The organism is Cytobacillus sp. (assembly GCF_964223445.1).
GTDB lineage: Bacteria > Bacillota > Bacilli > Bacillales > Cytobacillaceae > Cytobacillus.
This window is the reverse complement of record NZ_CAXQGS010000033.1, coordinates 1-22,036: the sequence shown is the minus strand read 5'-3', so window position 1 is coordinate 22,036 and position 22,036 is coordinate 1. Positions and strand designations below refer to the sequence as shown.

Annotated in this window: 17 protein-coding genes and 3 pseudogenes; 1 reads left to right on the top strand and 19 read right to left on the bottom strand. The window is 41.7% G+C overall.

What is annotated here, in order from left to right; genetic code table 11:
- From ACEQ1T_RS04810 to ACEQ1T_RS04720, 19 genes and pseudogenes are all read right to left on the bottom strand, one after another.
- Positions 1-4,267 (bottom strand): annotated as a pseudogene (locus tag ACEQ1T_RS04810) (PolC-type DNA polymerase III); the annotation flags it as partial.
- Between the two features lie 418 nt (positions 4,268-4,685).
- Positions 4,686-6,366, bottom strand: a pseudogene (locus tag ACEQ1T_RS04805) (proline--tRNA ligase).
- Positions 6,367-6,520: 154 nt separating this feature from the next.
- On the bottom strand, positions 6,521-7,783 hold the full coding sequence (rseP, locus tag ACEQ1T_RS04800) for an RIP metalloprotease RseP (protein WP_206836481.1): 1,263 nt from the start codon (positions 7,781-7,783) through the stop codon (positions 6,521-6,523).
- A gap of 93 nt (positions 7,784-7,876) precedes the next feature.
- Entirely contained in the window at positions 7,877-9,019 is a 1,143-nt protein-coding gene (gene dxr, locus ACEQ1T_RS04795; protein ID WP_206836479.1) for a 1-deoxy-D-xylulose-5-phosphate reductoisomerase, read from the bottom strand.
- Positions 9,020-9,192: 173 nt separating this feature from the next.
- The gene (locus ACEQ1T_RS04790; protein WP_206836476.1) at positions 9,193-9,987 is read right to left on the bottom strand and encodes a phosphatidate cytidylyltransferase; all 795 of its coding nucleotides are present in this window, start codon (positions 9,985-9,987) and stop codon (positions 9,193-9,195) included.
- A 17-nt stretch (positions 9,988-10,004) separates the two neighbouring features.
- Positions 10,005-10,784: an isoprenyl transferase gene (locus tag ACEQ1T_RS04785; RefSeq protein ID WP_206836474.1), complete on the bottom strand. Its 780-nt coding sequence runs from the start codon at positions 10,782-10,784 to the stop codon at positions 10,005-10,007.
- A gap of 354 nt (positions 10,785-11,138) precedes the next feature.
- Positions 11,139-11,696 (bottom strand): ribosome recycling factor, encoded by a 558-nt coding sequence (frr, locus tag ACEQ1T_RS04780; protein WP_206836471.1) that lies wholly within the window; start codon positions 11,694-11,696, stop codon positions 11,139-11,141.
- On the bottom strand, positions 11,696-12,421 hold the full coding sequence (gene pyrH / locus ACEQ1T_RS04775) for a UMP kinase (RefSeq protein WP_009330717.1): 726 nt from the start codon (positions 12,419-12,421) through the stop codon (positions 11,696-11,698). Before pyrH ends, frr begins: the two co-directional genes overlap by 1 nt.
- A 120-nt stretch (positions 12,422-12,541) precedes the next feature.
- Entirely contained in the window at positions 12,542-13,423 is an 882-nt protein-coding gene (gene tsf / locus ACEQ1T_RS04770; protein WP_206836468.1) for a translation elongation factor Ts, read from the bottom strand.
- A 190-nt stretch (positions 13,424-13,613) separates the two neighbouring features.
- Complete coding sequence (gene rpsB / locus ACEQ1T_RS04765) at positions 13,614-14,315, bottom strand: 30S ribosomal protein S2 (protein WP_206836465.1); 702 nt, start codon at positions 14,313-14,315, stop codon at positions 13,614-13,616.
- Between the two features lie 147 nt (positions 14,316-14,462).
- Positions 14,463-14,924 (bottom strand): hypothetical protein, encoded by a 462-nt coding sequence (locus ACEQ1T_RS04760; protein ID WP_370221917.1) that lies wholly within the window; start codon positions 14,922-14,924, stop codon positions 14,463-14,465.
- A gap of 138 nt (positions 14,925-15,062) precedes the next feature.
- Positions 15,063-15,374, bottom strand: coding sequence for a hypothetical protein (locus ACEQ1T_RS04755; RefSeq protein WP_370221916.1), 312 nt, complete (start codon positions 15,372-15,374; stop codon positions 15,063-15,065).
- 6 nt (positions 15,375-15,380) lie between these two features.
- Positions 15,381-16,766 (bottom strand): DUF342 domain-containing protein, encoded by a 1,386-nt coding sequence (locus tag ACEQ1T_RS04750; protein ID WP_370221915.1) that lies wholly within the window; start codon positions 16,764-16,766, stop codon positions 15,381-15,383.
- 37 nt (positions 16,767-16,803) lie between these two features.
- Positions 16,804-17,559, bottom strand: a complete 756-nt coding sequence (locus ACEQ1T_RS04745) for a FliA/WhiG family RNA polymerase sigma factor (RefSeq protein ID WP_206836454.1) — start codon at positions 17,557-17,559, stop codon at positions 16,804-16,806.
- 281 nt (positions 17,560-17,840) lie between these two features.
- Positions 17,841-18,338, bottom strand: coding sequence for a chemotaxis protein CheD (locus ACEQ1T_RS04740; protein ID WP_370221914.1), 498 nt, complete (start codon positions 18,336-18,338; stop codon positions 17,841-17,843).
- Positions 18,331-18,972, bottom strand: coding sequence for a chemotaxis protein CheC (locus tag ACEQ1T_RS04735; RefSeq protein WP_370221912.1), 642 nt, complete (start codon positions 18,970-18,972; stop codon positions 18,331-18,333). Before ACEQ1T_RS04735 ends, ACEQ1T_RS04740 begins: the two co-directional genes overlap by 8 nt.
- The gene (locus tag ACEQ1T_RS04730; protein ID WP_206836446.1) at positions 18,969-19,445 is read right to left on the bottom strand and encodes a chemotaxis protein CheW; all 477 of its coding nucleotides are present in this window, start codon (positions 19,443-19,445) and stop codon (positions 18,969-18,971) included. The genes ACEQ1T_RS04735 and ACEQ1T_RS04730 overlap by 4 nt, the downstream gene beginning before the upstream one ends.
- A gap of 32 nt (positions 19,446-19,477) precedes the next feature.
- The gene (locus ACEQ1T_RS04725) at positions 19,478-21,514 is read right to left on the bottom strand and encodes a chemotaxis protein CheA (protein WP_370221910.1); all 2,037 of its coding nucleotides are present in this window, start codon (positions 21,512-21,514) and stop codon (positions 19,478-19,480) included.
- A 19-nt stretch (positions 21,515-21,533) separates the two neighbouring features.
- The gene (locus tag ACEQ1T_RS04720) at positions 21,534-21,944 is read right to left on the bottom strand and encodes a CheB methylesterase domain-containing protein (protein WP_370221909.1); all 411 of its coding nucleotides are present in this window, start codon (positions 21,942-21,944) and stop codon (positions 21,534-21,536) included.
- Between ACEQ1T_RS04720 and ACEQ1T_RS04715 the strand changes: the two are divergent.
- Positions 21,939-22,036 (top strand): annotated as a pseudogene (locus tag ACEQ1T_RS04715) (methionine adenosyltransferase domain-containing protein); the annotation flags it as partial. The gene ACEQ1T_RS04720 and the pseudogene ACEQ1T_RS04715 sit on opposite strands and share 6 nt — an antisense overlap.

The following is a 22,036-nucleotide window of genomic DNA, read 5'->3' as shown; positions in this document are numbered from 1 at the left end:
AATACTCGATAATTGTTTTGTACACTTTTCCGCGCTGCTGAAGATATGATTTGGATAGGAATTCTCATTATTCTCTTGCTTTAACAATATTGAATGCAGCTTTTGTACCCAATCCCGGAATGGAATTAAACGGCGGGATCAAAGAATTCCCTTCAATGATAAACTCATTTGCGCTTGAGCGGTATAAGTCCACCTTTTGGAAGTTAAAGCCCCTTTCGTTCATTTCCAAAGCCAGCTCCATCACTGTTAATAGATTTTTTTCTTTCGTCGAGGCATCAAGTCCCTTTGCATTGATTTCTTCGATGCGCGCACGTATCGCCTGGGATCCTTTAACCATGGCATCAACGTCAAAGTCCTCTGCGCGGACAGTGAAATATGCTGCATAGTAAAGAAGCGGATGGTGCACTTTAAAGTACGCAATACGGACAGCCATTAAAACGTATGCAGCCGCATGGGCTTTAGGGAACATGTATTTAATCTTTTTGCAGGAATCAATATACCATTCCGGCACTTCATTCTTTCTCATTTCCGCTTCCATATCATCGCTCAGGCCTTTACCCTTACGGACCGATTCCATAATTTTAAAAGCAAAGGCAGGCTCAAGACCCTGATAGATTAAATAAACCATAATATCATCACGGCACCCGATTACTTCACTTAAGTTACAAATATTATTATGGATCAATTCCTGGGCATTTCCGAGCCAAACATCCGTGCCATGAGAAAGACCCGAAATCTGGACAAGTTCTGAGAAAGTTGTCGGCTTTGTATCTTCAAGCATCTGGCGGACAAATCGCGTACCAAATTCAGGTATGCCAAGTGTTCCGGTTTTACACATGATTTGCTCTTCTGTCACACCAAGCGATTCCGGCCCGCTAAAGATTTTCATTACTTCAGGGTCATCTGTCGGAATCGTTTTTGGATCAATTCCGCTAAGATCCTGGAGCATCCTGATGACGGTGGGATCATCGTGCCCCAGTATATCGAGTTTTAATAGATTATCATGAATTGAATGGAAGTCAAAATGAGTCGTTTTCCATTCAGAAGTCCGGTCGTCAGCTGGGAACTGAATTGGCGAAAAATCATAAATATCCATGTAATCCGGCACAACAATAATACCGCCCGGGTGCTGTCCGGTTGTCCGCTTTACCCCTGTGCAGCCCGAAGCCAGCCTGTCAATTTCGGCACCTCTTATTTGAAGATTATTATCCTGCTGGTATGCTTTGACGTAACCATAAGCTGTTTTGTCTGCCACAGTACCAATTGTTCCTGCACGGTATACATAATCCTCCCCGAATAGCACCTTTGTGTAGTTATGTGCTTTCGGCTGGTATTCCCCTGAAAAGTTCAAGTCAATATCGGGAACCTTATCTCCCTTGAAACCAAGGAAGGTTTCAAACGGGATATCATGTCCATCTTTTTTATATTTTGCTCCGCAGTTCGTGCAGTCTTTATCAGGCAGGTCGAAACCGGAGCCAACTGATCCATCATTGAAAAACTCGGATGTCTTGCATTCCGGGCAAACGTAATGTGGAGGAAGCGGATTTACTTCAGTTATTTCAGTCATCGTCGCAACAAAAGAAGAGCCGACTGATCCACGGGAACCAACAAGATAGCCATCATCCAGTGATTTTTTTACAAGCTTATGGGAGATCAGATAGATCACCGCGAACCCATGCCCGATAATACTCTTAAGTTCTTTTTCAAGGCGGGCTTCAACGATCTCTGGAAGCGGATCACCATATATTTTTTTTGCCATTCCGTAACTCATGCTGCGCATTTCTTCATCTGCGCCTTCAATTTTCGGCGTATACAAATCATCTTTTATCGGCTTAATATCTTCAATCATATCCGCTATTTTGTTCGAATTCTCTACCACAATTTCCTTCGCTTTTTCTTTGCCAAGGAATGAAAAAGCGTCAAGCATTTCATTGGTAGTCCTGAAGTGAACATCCGGGAGCTGATGGCGATTCAGAGGATTTGCGCCCCCCTGTGAATTAACAAGGATTTTCCGGTAAATTTTATCATTGGGATTCAGGTAGTGTACATTGCCGGTTGCGACTACCGGCAGATCAAGTTTATCTCCAAGTTTTACAATATTGCCGATAATCTCTTCCAGCGCTTTTTCATCTCTTACAAGTTCAAGCTCCAAAAGGTGTGCATAGACGGCTTTTGGGTGCACTTCAAGATAATCATAGAATTGTGCTGTATCTTCCACTTCATCTGGAGATTTCTGCATCATGCCTTCAAAAACTTCGCCTTTGTCGCATCCCGATCCAACCAGAATTCCTTCACGATGCTTTTGCAGGACTGACCTAGGAATGCGCGGCACTCTGTAAAAGTATTCAAGATGCGATATGGATACGAGTTTAAAGATATTTTTCAGGCCTTCTTCTGTCTGTGCAAGCAGGGTGCAATGCGCCGGCCTTGCCCGCTGATAGGCATTTCCCTGACCCATATTATCATTGAATTGATCATGATATTCGATCCCTTTTTCTTCTGCACCCTTAAGCATTTTAAGAAGCAGATAACCCGTAGCTTCCGCGTCATATATGGCACGGTGATGCTGGGTGAGTTCAACATCAAATTTTTTGGCCAGCGTATTCAGACGGTGATTTTTCATGTCCGGATATAAAAAGCGTGCGAGTTCAAGAGTATCAATAACAGGGTTAGGCGCTTTGCCTATGCCCATTTTTTTATAGCCGACATTTAGGAAACCCATGTCAAAGGAAGCATTATGGGCTACTAAAACAGCATCTCCTGTCCATTCATGGAACTTCTTTAGGACCTCTTCCACTTCCGGTGCATTCTCCACCAAATCATCTGTGATTCCAGTCAGATTGATCGTTGTTGCCGACAGTGGGTGATGGGGGTTGGCAAAGGATTCAAACCGATCAATGATTTCCCCATCATGAATCTTAACTGCAGCAAGCTCAATGATCGTATCATATACAGCTGATAAGCCGGTTGTCTCTACGTCAAATACAACATAAGTATCTTCAGTAAGCCTGCGATGCGCATCATTATAGGCAATCGGCACACCGTCATCCACAAGGTTCGCTTCGATTCCGTATAAAATCTTTATATCATTCTTCTTCCCGGCACCATAGGCTTCAGGGAATGATTGAGCAACAGCATGGTCTGTAATGGCAACAGCTTTATGTCCCCACTTTTTCGCCTGTGAAACCAGTGCACTGACAGATGAAACTGCATCCATTTGGCTCATCGGTGTATGAAGATGAAGTTCAACCCTTTTTTCATCAGCAGGCGATGTATCCTGTCGTTGAATAGGTTTAATTTCATTGATATCGTTCCCTATCATTACCAGGTCGCGGACAAATGTATCGTTTTGTATGCTGCCCCGGACCTTTAGCCACATCCCTTTTTGAACATGCTGAAATAACGCAGCATCCTCTTTGTCCCGCGAAAACATTTTTACAAGAATGGAACTGGTATAATCAGTAATTTTGAAAGTTAAGAGTGTCCGGCCGCTTCGGAGCTCTCTTGTTTCAGCAGCAAATACATAGCCTTCAACGGCTATTCGGCGCTCTTCATCAACGATATCAATCAATTTGCGGTAATCTGAATCGTCTTTAATGGTAAGACCAATTGTAAGCGGCCCCTGCGGTGCTGAAGAATCTGCTGATTCTGCTTCGGCCTCTTTCTTCTGCATCTCGATTGCAGCCTGAAGACCGCGCTCCTGGTCTTCTTTGCGTTTGGCCTCCATGAATTTTTCATATTCTTCATTGGAACCTTCTGAAGATAATTCTGTATCAACTGTTAAGGCAGGAAAGCCAAATACTTGAAAAACATCTGAAATAGTGCCGGCATACTTCTTCTTGATAGACAATCCTTCCAATTCATTTCGGACCTTAATAATAATTTTGTTCCCCTGTACAGATGGAACCTGTTCATTCAAAAGCTTTATGAGAGGCGGCGCCATGCCATCCATTTCTCTGATGCAGTTGTGCCAGTATTCAAGTACAAGCTTTTCAGTAAAGTCCTGATTCTTCACAGTTATGCTGTAAGAAATTTCTGCGATATGGGAAAATGTCTTTTCCAGCTGATCTGTGAAGCGGCTATATACACTGCAAGGCACAATCTTTGGAAAAGCAAAATAAAAATGCCATTTCCGTGACTGTCTCTCGACTATGACCCTTTCGATCTGGGCATCATGAAAGTGCTGCACAAAGGCATCTTCAGTTAGCTGCATCTGCTGGAGCAAGAGCTGAAATCTAGAAGGTTCGCTCATCTTTCTCTCTCCCATCTTATAAACTTAGTTTTTACACTTCTATTATTTATAGTTGTTTTTGCTTATGAATTCTGCCCGTTGATTCCGCCTCAGGCACTTGCTTTCCGCGGGGAGAGATGAGAGCCTCCTCGGCTTCGCCTGCGGGGTCTCTCACATCCCTCACTTCACGCAGGACATTGAATAAACTTCCAAGAATCAACACCGCACGAAGAAAATGTGGATGCATTTTCGAGGATCAAGTGCCCTCCGCTACAATCAACTCAGTATAAAATTAAGTTTCACCGTTCAAAAACAGAGCAAAACTCTATCACAATTTAGAAAATAGACAGACGGACTTAATTATAACATATCGAATCAGATAGTGATTGAAAAAACGGATTCCATTTTGGAACCCGTTTTTTCCTCTAAATCAAAAGGAACACTGCCCATATTTTTATAGTGCAGACATCATTTCAGCGATTTTATTTGCAAGCTGATCTTTGTGAATTTCCTGCATTTCACCTGTTTTTCTAACTTTCACTTCGACGATGCCTTCTGAAGCTTTTTTGCCGACAGTTATGCGGATTGGCAAACCGATAAGGTCGGAATCTGCAAATTTGACACCGGGACGTTCCTGACGGTCATCCAGTAATACTTCATAGCGATCCCTCTTTAGCATTGTATATAATTCTTCAGCAACTGCAGCCTGAGCTTCGTCCTTCATGTTAATAGGGATGAGATGCAAGTCGAATGGAGACAGTGAGCGCGGCCATATAAAGCCATTCTCATCGTTGAACTGTTCGGCAACTGCAGCCATAGTGCGGGAAACTCCGATGCCATAGCAGCCCATAATCATTGGCTGTGTTCTGCCATTTTCATCTAAATAAACCGCTTCCATTGCTTCACTATAGCGAGTTCCCAGCTTGAAGATATGTCCAACTTCAATTCCTTTTGCAAATTGAATCGTTCCTTGTCCATCTGGTGAAGGGTCGCCCTTTTGAATGAAACGAAGATCTGCATATTGGGTTACACTAAAATCACGCTCTGGATTAGCATTGACATAATGAATTCCTTCTTCATTGGCGCCGCATACACCATTCACAATAGCTTCCACTGCATGGTCTGCAATAATATCAATATCCTTCACTCCAATAGGTCCCAAAGAACCAACTGCACAGCCGAGAATTTGCTTCGTCTCTCCGGCATCGGCAAGCTCCACGGCAGAGGCCTCAAGCAGATTTTTAAGCTTGATGTCATTTACTTCATGGTCGCCGCGGACAAGAACAAGAACATATTTTTCATCAGCCTTAAAAAGAAGCGTCTTTATGCACTGCTCTTTAGCAACGTTTAGGAAAGCCGAAACTTGATTTCTGGTTTTCTGTCGCTGCCTTTTCCAGTTCCTCAGGTTCCTCATTGCTCTTTGAGTATTGTGCAAGCACTGGGGCCATTTCAATATTGGCTGCATAGTCGGAAGTATCTGAATAAGCAATCGTATCTTCTCCAACTTCCGAAAGAACCATGAACTCATGTGTATCTTTACCGCCCATTGCACCCGAGTCAGCAATGACAGCTCTGAAATTCAGGCCGCAGCGTCTGAACACATTGGAATAAGCTGTATAAAGTTTATTATACATTTCATCAAGGCTCCCTTGATTTGAGTGAAATGAATAAGCATCCTTCATGATAAACTCACGCCCGCGAAGAAGCCCAAAGCGAGGACGCTTCTCATCCCGGAACTTGGTCTGAATCTGATAAAGAGCCAATGGTAATTTCTTATATGATTTTACGGCATCACGAACCAGGCTGGTAATCACTTCTTCATGAGTGGCACCCAAAGCAAATTCCCGCTCATGGCGATCCTTCATTCTCATCAGTTCAGGTCCATATGTATACCAGCGCCCGGATTCCTGCCATAGTTCAGCCTGCTGGAGAGCTGGCATCAGAAGCTCGGCAGCCCCTGCATTATCCATTTCTTCCCTGATTATCGCTTCAGCCTTTTGCAGAACTTTTTTCGCTAAAGGCATATAGCTATATATTCCGCTTGCGTTCTGGCGGATAAAACCAGCCCTAAGCAATAATTGGTGGCTTCTTGTTTCCGCATCTGCAGGCACTTCTTTTAATGTAGGAATAAGCATCATGCTCTGTTTCATTTATCTGCACCTCAATTAAAAATATGTATTGAAACTGCTTTCTAAACAAAAGAAGGGTCTCCCGGTCTTCAGAAAAAGCTATTAGCTTCCTAAAGACCTGAGCCCTCACCCTTCTTCTTCATGCAGCTCTTCTAAGTTTTTACAGGAAAAATCTCTGAATATCATTCCAAGTGACCACGAGCATTAATAGCATTAAAAGGGCAAACCCAATAAAGTGGACCATCCCCTCTTTATGGCGGTCAATTGGCTTCCCTCTTACAGCTTCAACAGCAAAGAACATTAATCTTCCGCCATCGAGAGCCGGAATTGGAAGCAGGTTCATAATTCCCAGATTTATACTTAGGATGCCTGCCCATTTCATTAAGTAATATATGCCTGATTTGGCTACTGTATCTGTTGAAACATAGATTCCTACCGGACCAGATAATGCATCAATGGAAAACTGTCCAGTGACAAGCTTGCCTAGCATGACAAAAATCTCTTTAGTCCAGAAATAAGTTTCCTTAGCTCCATATGTTATGGCCTTTAAAGGTGATTTCTCCATTGGACTATATACGCCAATGATTCCAATCTTTTCGCCTTCAACATCCTGAACCTTCGGAGTAACCGGTATTGTATATTCCTGGCCGTTTCTTTCCACTAAAAACTCCAATTCTTCACTTGGATTCTGTCTAATGATTTCCACCACATCTGACCAGCTTGAAATTTCTGCTCCATCAACACTTTGAACCAAATCGCCTTCCTTAAGCCCGGCTTCATAAGCTGCACCATCAGGGGTCAGCTTGCCCAACGCAGGTTCATTAGTCGGAATACCCTGAAGTAGGGCTATTAGAACAAAAACGATAAAGGCAAGAACAAAATTCATCATAGGGCCTGCGAAAATCGCCATTGTTCTCTGGCCTAATGTCTTTGATGCAAATTGACGGTCATAAGGGGCAATGAGCGTCTCTGTTCCATCCTCTACCAGCACCGCTGAACGGCTGATTTTAAAGATCTGGATTGACTCTTCCTCTTCACCCTCAACATATCCTTTTATTTCAAGGTCATGCTCAATGTCAGCATCCTCAACTTCAACTATTCTTGCATCTGGATATTTTTCTTTATTGTTTAATATAATTTTGCTTACTTCCTCGTTGTCATCAAGGATCAGGCCAATGCGGTATCCCGGTTTAATTTCCACCATCTCGGGATCTTCCCCGGCCATGCGCACAAACCCGCCTATCGGCAATAGACGAATCGTATAAACTGTTTCATCTTTTTTAAAGGAAAACACTTTAGGGCCGAACCCAATAGCGAACTCCCGGCAGAGAATTCCTGCTCTTTTTGCAAATATTAAATGTCCCAGTTCATGGAAAAATACCAGTGCCCCGAAAATAACAATAAAGGCTATTACTGTACTCAAGTTTTAACCACCTTTTTTTAGAGGTCGTTCAAATGCGCTGGTGAGTGTTAATGATTTTATACTGCTTCCACCATTCTGCACTTGAACGCTAGCTTATAGAAGCGAGTTAACATATTTCCTCGTTTCCAAATCTGTTTCCTGGATCTCATCAAGACTTGGATTTGAAATTATGTCATGGCTGCCCAGTGCTCTTTCGATGAAATCTTCTATTTGCAGAAAGGTAATCTTTCCATCTAAGAATGCAGCAACCGCAGCTTCATTTGCTGCATTTAATACAGCTGGCATTGACCCGCCAGCTTTTCCGGCTTCATAGGCAAACTTCAGGCAGCGAAAGCGTTCAAAGTCCATTTCTGCAAAATGGAGCTTGCCAATTTCAGCAAGGTTCAGCCGGTTTGCTGTTCGGAGCGGAAGCCTGTCAGGATAAGTTAAAGCATACTGAATAGGTACTCTCATATCAGGAGTGCCAAGCTGTGCGATTACACTGCTGTCATGAAATTCCACCATGGAATGGATAATGCTTTCTTTATGAAGAAGGACATCTATTTTACTGTAATCCATGGAGAAAAGCCAATGTGCCTCAATTACTTCAAGCCCCTTATTCATCATTGTGGCTGAATCGATGGTTATTTTTGCTCCCATTGACCAATTCGGATGATTAAGTGCCTGTTCAACTGTCACATTTTCCAATTCCTTGCGGGAGCGGTCTCTGAAGCTTCCTCCAGAAGCTGTCAAAATGAGCCTTTCAATATTTTTCTCTTTTTCCCCCTGAAGGGATTGAAAAATAGCTGAGTGTTCACTGTCTACAGGAAGAAGCATTACACCGTTTCGCTTTGCTGCTTCCATAACCAGATGGCCGGCAGTCACAAGGGTTTCTTTATTTGCGATGGCGATTGTCTTCTTTTCCTCAATCGCCTGCAATGTGGAATCAAGTCCTACGCTGCCTAAAACTGCATTAACCAGTATTTCAGATTTTGGGTAAACAGCTACTTCTATCAAACCTTCATGTCCATATGTAAATGTTATGCCGGGAAACTCAGCTTTAAGAATATCTGCAGAACTTTTTTCTGATAGTGAAACAAGTTCCGGCTGAAAATCAGAGATAATTTTCCGGGCAAGATCTATATTTCTGCCTGCAGACATGGCTGCTAGCTTAAATTCCTCTGGGTTTTCCTTAATGATATCAAGAGTCTGTGTACCAATGGACCCTGTTGCACCCATTAAACTGATATGTTTCATAGTCTCCTCCTATAAGAAAAGCGGAAGCGCCTTTGGAACAAGTAAAGATAGCTTGTTCCTGCAAAGTTAGTCCAAGGAAGCATTCCTTGGCGCCCACTCCAGACACCTCTAGGGAGCAGGCGCTGGAGCTAGGCAGATATCTGGTATTCGCACACTGCTCTCTGCCCAATGCATTACAGCAAGTGAAAAAAGTGGAGCAATGGCAGGACGAATAATAAGCTGTCAAAACGGTCCAGAATCCCGCCATGGCCAGGAAGAATATTCCCTGAGTCTTTTACATTATAATGACGCTTTAATGCTGATTCCACTAAATCCCCTATTTGCCCGAACACCGACAAGATGGCTGTAATCACTAATAATCCCAGCATGGACTCATCAATATCTGTGAAGATAATAAACAATACCGCCACGGCAAGAGCACAGACCACACCACCAAGTGACCCTTCCACAGTCTTATTCGGGCTGATTTCAGGCCAAAGCTTCTTCTTTCCCATCGCTTTCCCTATGAAGTAGGCACCAGAATCCGTTGCCCAAATAAGGAATAATGCAAAAAAGAGATAGGTCAGACCCTGATCTGCGAAGCGGGTCTCCATAAAATAGTAAAACCCAATTCCAACATATAAAGTAGACATAATCGAAAACGCCACATCATCAAAAGTAAATTTATTTTTTGTTGCGACTGTATACGTTAAGAAAAGAAGCACCCCAAAAAGAGCAACCTCAATTTTTGTATAATTCAAATCATCCAGGATTGACTGAAATTCTTTAGGCAAAAGGAAAATCCACAATAATAGTAAAGAAATAATGCCTGGAATCGAGAATAAGTTTAGATTTCTCATCTTCAATAGTTCATATAGTGCAATAGATGCCAGCAAGTATGCCAGGATGATGATTGGCATGCCTCCATAGATAATGACTGGCAGGAGGACTGCCCCAAATATAATTGCTGTGATAATACGCTGCTTCATTCAATATTTCAACACCTTTATTGTACTCCCCCAAAACGCCTTTGGCGGCTTTGGAATACCTCGATTGCTTCGAGCATTTGCTCTTCATTGAAATCCGGCCATAATACATCCGTAAACCAGAATTCTGTGTATGCAAGCTGCCAAAGCATAAAATTGCTTAATCTGATTTCACCGCTTGTACGAATCAGCAGATCGGGATCCTTCAGCCCGCCCGTCATGAGGTAGGATGAGAATTTTTCTTCATTCAATTCGTTTTCATTCATTATACCACTTTTGCAATCATTTAAGACATGCTTGACGGCTTCGAGTATTTCGGCTCTGCTTCCATAATTAAGTGCAAAGTTCAATACCAGACCCGTGTTATTTTTTGTCTCTTCCATCGCTTTGGAAACTGCATTGCGGGTATGGGCAGGCAAGTGGTCAAAATAACCAATCATTCTTACTTGCACATTCTCTTCTATCAGTTCTGGGAGGAAAGTTCCCAGAAATTCCTCAGGCAGTTTCATAAGAAAGTCCACTTCCATTTTAGGCCTTTTCCAATTTTCAGTAGAGAATGCATATAAAGTTAAGGTCTTTACTCCAATATCGCTCGCAAATCTTGTGATTTTTCGGACAACCTTCATTCCCTCATGATGGCCGGCAACTCTTGGTAAAGCTCTTTTTTTTGCCCATCTTCCGTTTCCATCCATAATGATGGCAACATGCTCAGGAATTTGCAATTCTTTTATTTTTTCAACTCTCTCTCGGAGATTGGAAGAACTGTTTTGGGACTTCCATAACTTCATTTTATCAAACATAAGTCTGCTCCTTTAAAATAGGTTAATCCTCCGATAAAAGATAAAGTGAAACTTCAGTCATTGGGGGGTTTTTCCCCGCTGATTGATAGCTGATATTCAGTCATAGTATCTTTTAGAGATTATTCTAATGGTAAAATTATGATATTTCCTCTTTCCGCATGATAATATCATACCAAAAATAATTAAATATATCTCTATAAAAGAGTATGTTGCCAGAAACTAAATTAAGGATAGGGCTGCTGGACTTCTGCGCATATTTCATTGATGTCAGCACGTAAACACACGATCTGAATATGTATGCTCCCAAAGAGTAAAAGAACCCCCTATTGATAGAGGGTTCTTGGTATAGAGTCATTAGACTGCAAGAATTTCTTTTTCTTTTTCTTTAGTTAAATCGTCAATCTTACTGATGTGGTCATCAGTAAGTTTTTGAATGTCGTCAGAAAAACCGCGAAGATCATCTTCTGTGATCTCTCCATTTTTCTCAAGCTTTTTAAGGTCATCATTGGCATCGCGGCGAACATTCCGGATAGCAACTTTTGCGTCTTCAGATTCTTTTTTGACAACCTTTACTAGCTCTTTGCGGCGTTCTTCAGTAAGCTGAGGAATAGCCAGTCTGATAACACTGCCGTCATTTGACGGATTTAAGCCGATATCAGATTTAAGAATGGCTTTTTCAATTTCTCCAAGAATGGATTTATCATAAGGAGTAATGACTAAAAGGCGTGCTTCTGGAGCAGACACCCCGGCAAGCTGATTTACAGGAGTCGGCGCACCATAGTAATCAACAGTGATGCGATCAAGTAATGAAGCATTTGCTTTACCTGCACGGATGCTTGCAAGCTCTCTTGTATAAGCTGAAATTGCCTTAGTCATTCTTTCTTTTGCATCTGCAATAACTTGTTTTGGCATTATTTTTTCCCCCTAACGATTGTTCCGATTGTTTCACCCATTACGGCGCGGTTAATATTGCCTTTTTCCATAATTGAGAACACAATTAATGGAATGTTGTTATCCATGCATAAAGATGAAGCTGTAGAATCCATGACAGCCAATCCTTCTTTCAAAACATCAAGATAGGAAAGCTCATCATATTTCTTAGCATTTTTATCAATGCGAGGGTCAGCTGAATAAACACCATCTACATTGTTTTTCGCCATTAGAATTACTTCTGCTTCAATTTCTGCAGCTCGCAATGCTGCTGTTGTATCAGTAGAGAAGTAAGGATTTCCGGTTCCTGCAGCAAAGATCACAACCCGCTTTTTCTCAAGATGGCGGATGGCTCTTCTGCGGATGTACGGTTCAGCGACCTGCCTCATCTCGATTGAGGTTTGAACTCTCGTCTCTACACCGAGATTCTCGAGGCTATCCTGCAACGCCAATGAGTTCATGACAGTAGCAAGCATTCCCATGTAGTCGGCATTTGCCCTGTCCATCCCCATTTCTTCTCCGATCTTTCCACGCCAGATGTTTCCGCCGCCGACAACAACGGCAACCTCAACACCTAATGCAGCCAGATCTTTAACCTGTGCAGCTATTGATTTAATCACTGAAGGATTAATTCCGAAACCTTGCTCTCCTGCTAAAGCTTCTCCACTTAATTTTAAGACCACGCGTTTGTATTTAGGGCTGCTCATAAGAACCTCCATATGTAGTATAAAAACTCACCATAGCTTCTTTAATTTTATCTCATTCTTGAAAAACAGGGAACACAAAGTGTTCCCTGAATCATAGCTGAATTAATTATTATTCAAAAATTACTTCTTAACCTGGTTCATTACTTCTTCAGCGAAGTTGTCTTCACGCTTTTCGATGCCTTCTCCAACTTCGTAGCGAACGAACTCAAGGATTTTTCCGCCTTTAGATTCAACGAATTTGCCTACTTTTTGATCAGGGTTTTTAACAAAAGCCTGGTCGTTTACGCAAACATCTTCGAAATATTTGCCAAGGCGTCCTTCAACCATCTTAGCAACGATGTTCTCAGGCTTGCCTTCGTTAAGAGCTTGCTGAGTCAATACTTGACGCTCGCGCTCTACTTCATCCTGTGATACTTCATCACGAGATACATATTTAGGGTTTAGGGCAGCAATATGCATTGCAACATCTTTCGCTGCATCTTCGTCAGTTGTTCCCTCAAGAACTGTTAACACACCAATGCGTCCGCCCATATGAAGATAAGCACCGAAAGCATCGCTCTCAGTTTTTGTTTTGATTTCGAAGCGGCGAAGAGAAAGCTTTTCACCGATTTTAGCAATTGCACTGTTGATGTGAGATTCTAAAGTTGCACCGTTAGCCATTGTCTGGCCAGCTGCTTCTTCTACTGAAGCCGGCTTGTTAGCAAGCAAATGCTCAGCGATTTCTTTTACAAGAGTTTGGAATCCTTCGTTTTTGGCAACGAAATCTGTTTCAGAGTTTACTTCAAGGATAACTGCTTCGTTTCCGTCAACTTTAACAGAAGTAAGACCTTCCGCAGCAATACGGTCACCTTTCTTAGCAGCTTTAGCAATTCCTTTTTCACGAAGGAAGTCGATTGCTTTTTCCATATCACCATCAGTTTCCTGAAGTGCTTTTTTGCAGTCCATCATGCCTGCGCCTGTTTTTTCACGAAGTTCTTTAACCATTTGAGCAGTAATTGCCATTATGAGATCCTCCTTAATGAGTTATGTAATAATATCTTTACCATTTATAGCTGTATGGAAAACTAAACTTTGCCTATTCTTTAAAAAAAGGTGATAAAGGGTGCTCCCTCTTATCACCTTCTTTAAAATCAAGAAAAAGCACCTTAGAGCAGTACAGCTCCACGCGCTCCAAGGCGCCTCCGCTTTTTTATTAAGCAGTTGTAACTTCTTCACCTTGTTTAGCTTCAAGGATAGCATCTGCCATTTTGCCTGTTAACAATTTAACAGCACGGATAGCATCATCGTTTGCAGGAATTACAACATCAATTTCATCCGGATCACAGTTTGTATCAACGATACCAACGATAGGGATGTTTAATTTATGTGCTTCTGCAACAGCAATGCGCTCTTTGCGCGGGTCAATGATGAATAGAGCATCTGGAAGGCTCTTCATGTCTTTGATTCCGCCTAAGAACTTCTCTAAGCGCTCTTGCTCTTTCTTTAATTGAACAACTTCTTTTTTAGGAAGAACTTCGAAAGTTCCGTCTTCAGACATTCTTTCGATATCCTTTAAACGCGCAATACGCTTTTGGATTGTTTCAAAGTTTGTTAAAGTTCCGCCCAACCAGCGCTGGTTGACAAAGAACATACCAGAACGGATTGCTTCTTCTTTAACAGAATCTTGAGCTTGTTTCTTAGTTCCTACGAAAAGGATTGTACCGCCGTTTCCAGCAAGCTCCTTAACGAAGTTGTAAGCTTCTTCTACCTTCTTAACAGTCTTTTGAAGGTCGATGATGTAGATGCCGTTACGCTCAGTGAAGATGTATTTCTTCATCTTAGGGTTCCAGCGGCGTGTTTGGTGTCCGAAGTGTACACCAGCTTCAAGCAATTGCTTCATTGAAATTACTGACATTTGTGTTTCCTCCTAATGGTTTTTATTTCCTCCGCCCATATCATTTTCAGCCGGCAACTGCATGTGAACAGCACCATCCGGCTAAATCCATAAGCGTGTGTATTAACACCATTTGTTAATATAGCATAAGTGTTTTTCACAATCAAGCTATTCTTGCTGATTTTGACGAAATTTAAGCATTAATTCGATTTCTGTCTTCCCTTTTCCTAATTTTTTTGCAATATCCTCCACATTCATTCCCTGTTTTTTCATCATAAACACTTGATCTTCTAATGATGAAAAAATCGCTGCTTTAGCCCGCTGACTGCTGTCTGACTGCATTACAGATTCAGCTTCCTTCAAACCTTCTGTTTCATTCAATTCTTCCTCTAAAGCCCTTAAATTATTTTTGTAGGCTTTAGAAGCCTGGTATACAGATGCTCTGGCTAATCGCATTGATTTCTCCTCAGCTCCAGCTATATGTTCATCACTTTTTCTTTCCTTATTTAACTGGATACTTTTTTCTTTTACAGATATTTGGTTTTTAGCATTTATCTGCGAAAATTTGTTTATAAAATCATCGTTTTCTTCCTTCATTTGAATAAGGTAAGAAGATATGACTTCTTCCATTTCAACAAGCACTCTTTCCTGTTTTTTCTCTGTTTCCATTAATTTGTTCTGACGCAGAAACAGCAGAATAATGGCTAATAACGCTACAATATTAAGCAGCAGGCTAATAGCTAATAGAAAAGCTGTCATGATATCCCTCTATCCGCTGTAGTCAATAACCTTCCCTTTGTATGGATGGTTCTGTTTGTCATGGCTATCCTTTTTCTGATTTTCTTTCCGATCATGTCCACCGGCCTCTTTTTGGCTTTCGCTTTCATCATTGAAAAGAGTGACATTTTGTTTTTGCTCATGTTTTATCACGGTCGTCCGCCGCTTCTCAGCATTTTCCCGTGTGCTTTCGGCAGCAAACCCGTTGATTGCCTGTCCCCTCTGCTGAAGCTGATCCTGGATTTTACCTGCGTCAAACGTTCTTGGCAGTGCTATCTGCAGTTCTATTGATTTTAAACTCATCCCGGATCACTTCCTTATTAAAGGATCGTTTTTGGCTGTTTCTAAAGGATCACTTCTTATTTCTCCATTTGAACAACGGAACTTAAATGATTTAACTGTCTGCCGGATCACTTTTGAATATTTTCCAAAATGCATAGTAGTGTTTGGATAAACCTTCCCATAGATAAGAATCGAAGCATTTATTTTTTCTTCTTTTTCTTTTTCCAGTTCGGCAAGCTCTTCATTAAGTTTGGACAATTTATCCTGCAAATGGGCTTTTGTGGCCCTTTGTTTGAGAATAATAGTTCTTTGCTCTTCCGACAGATTTCCTGTAAGCCTGGCCATTTCTGTCAGTCTTCCTTCAATACTATCCAGCTTTTTGATTGTTTCCTGCAGTCTGGCTGATTCGTTTAAGAGATCTTTTTCGGCCTTAGCCCATTTGGAGTCCATCCCTGCAAAAAGCTCCGTTTTAGTAAATAAGTGATTCCCCAGCTCTTTAATCTCCATATCAGAGCCGGACAGAAGCTTGCCTCCAATGACCAAAGCGCCGCCGCACCTGATCGCTCCGCCAGCATGTACATGACTGTGAAGGATTGACTTTGTAATAACTACGTCCTGTTCAGCCTTCACTTTTGCCTGATTTAGATATGCTGCCTGAACAGAGCCACCCGATATAACTGAACCTCTATGACTTCCGGAAATTCCGCCAGAAATAAGCACATTGCCATCAGCCTGCAAGAAAGAGCCTTCCACCAGACCGGTAACAATGATGTCGCCTCCAGCTTTAATTTCATAACCGGCAGGAACATTGCCGCGTATCATAACATTCCCAACAAAATTTATATTCCCGGTTTTCAAATCAAGGTCGCCTATCACTTCAAACACCGGATTTACAGAAATGCTGATTGGAGTAAAGCTAACCTGACCATCCATTAGCGAATAATATTTGCCGCCATTTTCTAATACATTGTTTCCTGCTTTGACTCTTAAAGGTTTTCCATTCCTTGCTGGTATGGACTGTCCAAAAATATCTTTTCCGGGAGCACCGGGGGTAGGAGGAATTACAGATGCCAGGAGCTGTCCCTGTTTAACAGAAGGAATATGGAGAATATCTCTAAAATTAAACCCCTTTCTCCTCGTTTGCTGGTCAAAAGAGACTTCATTTAACAGATATGCATCACTGCCGTTTTCTGCAGGAATTCCTTTTGCTACTAAAATGGGATATTCCACTGAGAAAGGGTCTTTGCAGATACTCTGGATTATTTCTTCGCTTACACCAAATGTGATTTTTTCGTCAGTAAGCAATTTGTGCAAATATTCAGAGTGAACGGCTCCATCCAGCTTATTAATATCTAACGGCTTAATCAATGCAGCTAATCGTTGAGCATCGACTAAAATTTGAAATTTTTCCATGCTGATTCCTTCCTTTGCAGAAAGAAATGACATAAGATTATATTGCTTTTTCCAGCAGCTGCCTCAGCTTAAAAATTGACTTTGAATGTATTTGAGATATACGGGAGGTAGATAAACCCATTACTTCGCCAATTTCTGTCAGCGTTAATTCCTCTTTATAAAATAAACTTAGCACCAGCTGTTCTTTTTCATTTAATTGTAAGATTTTTTCAGCCATTTCTTCCAAAATTTCATTCTTTAATACCTTTTCTTCTGGAATAATTGCTTTTTCATCCTTAATGGAGTAACTGCCATCTTTTTCTTCAGCATCGGGCTGTTCATCAATTGAAAGGATGTTTGCGTAAAAATGTTCGTTCATAACAGAATATACTTCATCTTCCTGCATCTCTGCTTCTTCAGCAATTTCATGAACAGTTGCATTTCGCATCAGCCGCTGCTCCAGCTTCTCAATGGCAGCTTCAATTTTTTTCGCCTTATCCCGCGTACTTCGGGGAAGCCAATCTTCTTTTCTTAATCCATCAAGAATTGCACCGCGAATGCGAAAAGAAGCATATGTATCAAATTTCAAATCTCTTGCAGGATCAAATTTTTCCAGCGCGTCATATAACCCCATTAGCCCCAGGCTTCGAATATCATCTCTTGAAACATTCTTCGGCAGGGTAGCGGATATCCGCTGTACATGATAGCTTACAAGAGGCAAATATTTTTTCACAAGAAAATTCCCCGCTTGAGCATCTCGAGAGTCGACCCATTTAGCCCAGTATGTGCTTTCTTCAGTTATCAGGTCTGCCATGGCCATCCTCCTCAAACGTTTCCATTTCTATTAACTATTGTTAGTATATCAAAATGTTTCCTATAAAAATATTAACTTCAGCCTTCACCGCTCACTTTTTAATCGATAAAGAGGGGAGGTTTTCTTCGAAGAGTTATTGTAGAGATTTATAAATAAGCCGGAGAAAAATCTGCTTTTATGGCTAGCGGTGATAATCTTGTAATATGCGATTTTGTTTTAAAGATTTATAAAGCCGAAATAAAAAAGCTGATTCACTAACTGCAAATTCATAAATCTGGAGCTTAAATAATCACTTGGCCTTTGTTTACAGTCCGAATCATTAGTTCTCCTGATTGAGGGTTGAATTCGATAGTTCTGCCGCTATGGCCCCCCACATCTTCCCCTAAAATGGCAATTTTTAAAGATGAGAGTTCTTTTTTTACTGCCTCAACATTCCTTGGGCCAATCCTCATTAAATCACTTCCAGAAGAGTACTTAAACATTTGAGCTCCGCCGGCAATTTTCGCTTTTAATCCTGTTGGTCTTGCTCCACTTTTCAAAAGAAGGCTCACTAAGTCACTGATAGCTGTATCAGCATATTTAGCTGAATTAAAGCTCGTACCTTTGGCAAGAGATGAATCAGGCAGCATAATATGTGCAAGCCCGGCAATTTCTGCACTGAGGTCATATAGAACCACACCGACACAGGAACCAAGTCCTGATGTCCTGATTAAGCTGGGGGTTTTCACAATATTCATATCTGCGATGCCAACTTTTACAACTTCAAGAAGATTATTCATGCTCTGAGACTCCCAAGGCCTTAAAAATAATTTGAAATGATTCAGGATCTGGAAGCAAAAAAAAGTGGCCATTTACAGCATCCGTATTATGGACTTCTTCATTTAATGCTGTATCAATGACTATAGCGTAATCGCTCACTTGTGAAATTTCCAGCAGCCCCGTGCCAATTATTGCTCCCACCATATCGATGCTTAGCATCGGCACTGAAGGAAAAAGTGATAGTTTCGTAAAATCCGATAAAGAAGATAAATAAGAACCTGAGAGAATGTTTCCAAGCTCCTGAAGTGCCGATAATGCAAGTTCATCATATGGCAGCTCATCTGTACAGAAAGGTATGTTTCCAGGCAGTTCCCGAATAAAGATTTCAGCCTGTTCAAGAGGCAGGACAAAAAACATGCTGCCAGGGGCGTCTCCTTCTATCCTCAGAAACACCCCGGCCACTACATTTTCTGCCCCTCCAGCCATATCGATCATTTCATCAAAAGAAACTATTTTTACATCCGGGACAGACATATCAATTTTTTTATTAAGAAGAGTTGATAATGCAGTCGCCGCATGTCCTGCTCCAATATTCCCGATTTCTTTAAGAATATCCAATTTCAGGCTGCTGATATTCTTGTCTAAAAAATTCATCCCGCTATCCCTTGTCCATCCTGAGCTGCCAATTCTTCAGGATTGAGGACTCTTTCCAAATCTATAAGGATAAATAATCGCTTTTCGATTTTCGTTACACCCTTGATAAAATCGGCCTCTTCAGAACCGATTACCTCCGGCGGGGGTTCAATCGATTCAAAGGCCACGTCAATGACATCATTTGCAGAGTCTACAATCAGCCCAACTTCCATATCATCCAATACCGCGATAATTACTCGTGAATGCTCATTATATTCAGCCTCTTCCAGATTAAATCTGCTTCTGAGACTAATGATCGGCGTCACAACACCCCGTAAATTGATTACTCCTTTTACAAAGCCTGCTGTTCGTGGAACCCGGGTTATATGCTCAACCTTTTCAATTGAACGCACCTGATTAACCGGAATCGCATACTCTTTATCTTTCAGCTGAAATACAATCAATTTTAAATCCGCGGCTGCCGTCTCAGTCATCCTGTTCACTCCTTTATAAACGTCAAATTAATTTATTTAATCAATGCATTGCAGTCCACTATCAGAGCCACCTGTCCATCACCTAATATGGTTGCACCGGAAATAGCAAACACACTGGTTAAGTAGTTTCCAAGGGACTTTAAAACTACTTCCTGCTGTCCAATAAAGGAATCTACAACAAGCCCGGCCATCTTTTCCCCTTTTCTGACAATGACAACAGAAATGAATTCGTCTTCCAGACTCTCGGATGGCACCTCAAAGATTTCCTTTAACGAAAGGAGCGGAACCACTTTTCCTCTGAAATCAATCACCTTTTGATTATGTGCACTTAAGATGTCTTCTTTTCTGATAATAGCTGTTTCAATAATAGACGATAGAGGGATTGCATATTTTTCCTTCTCAATCTCAACTAGCATGACTGAAATAATGGATAAGGTTAATGGCAGCTGTATGGAGAAAATGGATCCCTGTCCCACTTTTGAATCAATTGAAACTGATCCTCCCAATGACTCGATTGTATTCTTTACAACATCAAGCCCCACACCCCGACCGGAAACATCTGAGATTTTATCCGCAGTCGAGAAGCCAGAAGCAAAAATCAGTTCATAAGCTTGTTTGTCCGTTAGAGTGGAAGCCGTTTGCTCTGTAATGATACCGTTTTTCAGTGCTTTCTTAATAACCTTATCTTTGTTTATGCCTGCACCATCGTCCTCTATTTCAATGAACACATGATTGCCGCTGTGATATGCCTTTAATACGACATTTCCTTCTTCACTTTTTCCATTTTCTTTGCGGACTTCTGGTGTTTCAACCCCATGGTCCAATGCATTTCGGATTAAGTGCACAAGCGGATCGCCAATTTCATCAATAACCGTCCGGTCAAGTTCAGTTTCTGCCCCGACAATTTCGAGATTGATCTTTTTATTTAAATCCCTTGCCAATTGTCTGACCATTCTTGGAAAACGATTAAAAACCGTTTCAATTGGGACCATTCGCATATTCAGAATAATATTCTGAAGGTCTCCTGAGATCCTTGACATATGCTCAACCGTTTCATGCAGTTCCTGATTGTTTAATTCCTTGGATATTTGTTCAAGCCTTCCTCTGTCAATCACCAATTCTTCAAACAGATTCATAAGGATATCCAATCTCTCGATATTTACCCTAATCGTTTTATTGCTGACTTGCTTTGCTGCCGTGGCTTTCTTCTCCTCTTTTGGCATATCTGAAGCAGCCTCTGCGACCTCTTCTGCGGCAGGCAGTGCAGCTTCTTCCATTTTCACAGCTTCCTGAAGGCTATAGTCCCCCATAGATAGCGGCAGCACTTCTATTCTTTCCACTTCCGATACCTTCAAGAGTTTCTGACGGATAGCTTCAGTTGTTTCTTTTGTCACAATTGTTACGGAGAATTCCTGATCAAATTGCTCTTCTTCGAGCTGCTCAACTGATGGTGTTGCTTTGATCACTTCCCCACTCTTCTCGAGTACTTCAAAAACCATATATACTCTGGCAGCTTTCAGCAGGCAATCTGCCCGCAATGCTATTGATATTTCATAGGACTCAAAGCCCTGCTCCTTCGATTGCTGAATAACTGTCCATTCAAAATCATCATATGTAGTCTTGATCAGTCCTTGCGGTTCTGCAATGGCTGCCGCCGTTTCAGCTCTTGCCGAAGACTGTGCCGGACTTTCCCCTTTTTCGATCAGCATTAATTTTTCTACTGCTTCGGAAACATCCCTTTTGCCGTCACCGCCTTCCGCAATTGACTGGACCATTGCTTCAAGATCATCAACAGCCAGAAAAACGACATCCAGAATTTCAGCATTTACTTTAATTTTCTGATTTCTGATTGCATCAAGCACATTTTCCATTTGATGGGTTAGATTTGCTAGATCTTCGTACCCCATGGTGGCTGACATGCCTTTAAGCGTATGCGCTGACCTGAATATCTCATTAACTATTTTTATATCTTCAGGATTTTTCTCTAATTCAAGAAGCTGTTCATTGCACGCCTGCAAATGCTCCTTGCTTTCTTCAATAAATACTTCTAAATATTGATTCATCTCCATGTGCCTGCACCCCTCGGCTTTAAACAAATTTCAATATGGATTCTGCTATACGTTCAATATTCTGCACATCATCTGCCAGACCGGACTCAACCACTGCTCTCGGCATTCCAAATACAATCGATGTTTCTTTTGATTCAGCAATGGCCTTCACTTCAACGTTTTTCTTCATTGCCATCAGGCCATTTTTTCCATCTGCACCCATTCCTGTCATGATAACAGCAGTTATTTGAATCCCATTAATTTCACCTAATGACTCAAACATCACATCAACCGATGGCCTGTGTCCGTTCCTTGGCGGTGAATCATCCAGATGAATAACAAGATCATTGCCTGATCTTGCTGCAGTCAGATGAAAGCCACCTGGAGCTATATATGCCGTGCCGTTCTGAAGAATATCCCCTTCCTCAGCTTCCTTTACCGGTACCGCCACGGCGGCGGCGCGTTCTCCGGCAAGGACCCGTCCAAGGTGGACCGTTCCGCCGCCTACGCCGGCCGTTACGTGGCCAAGAACATCGTCGCCGC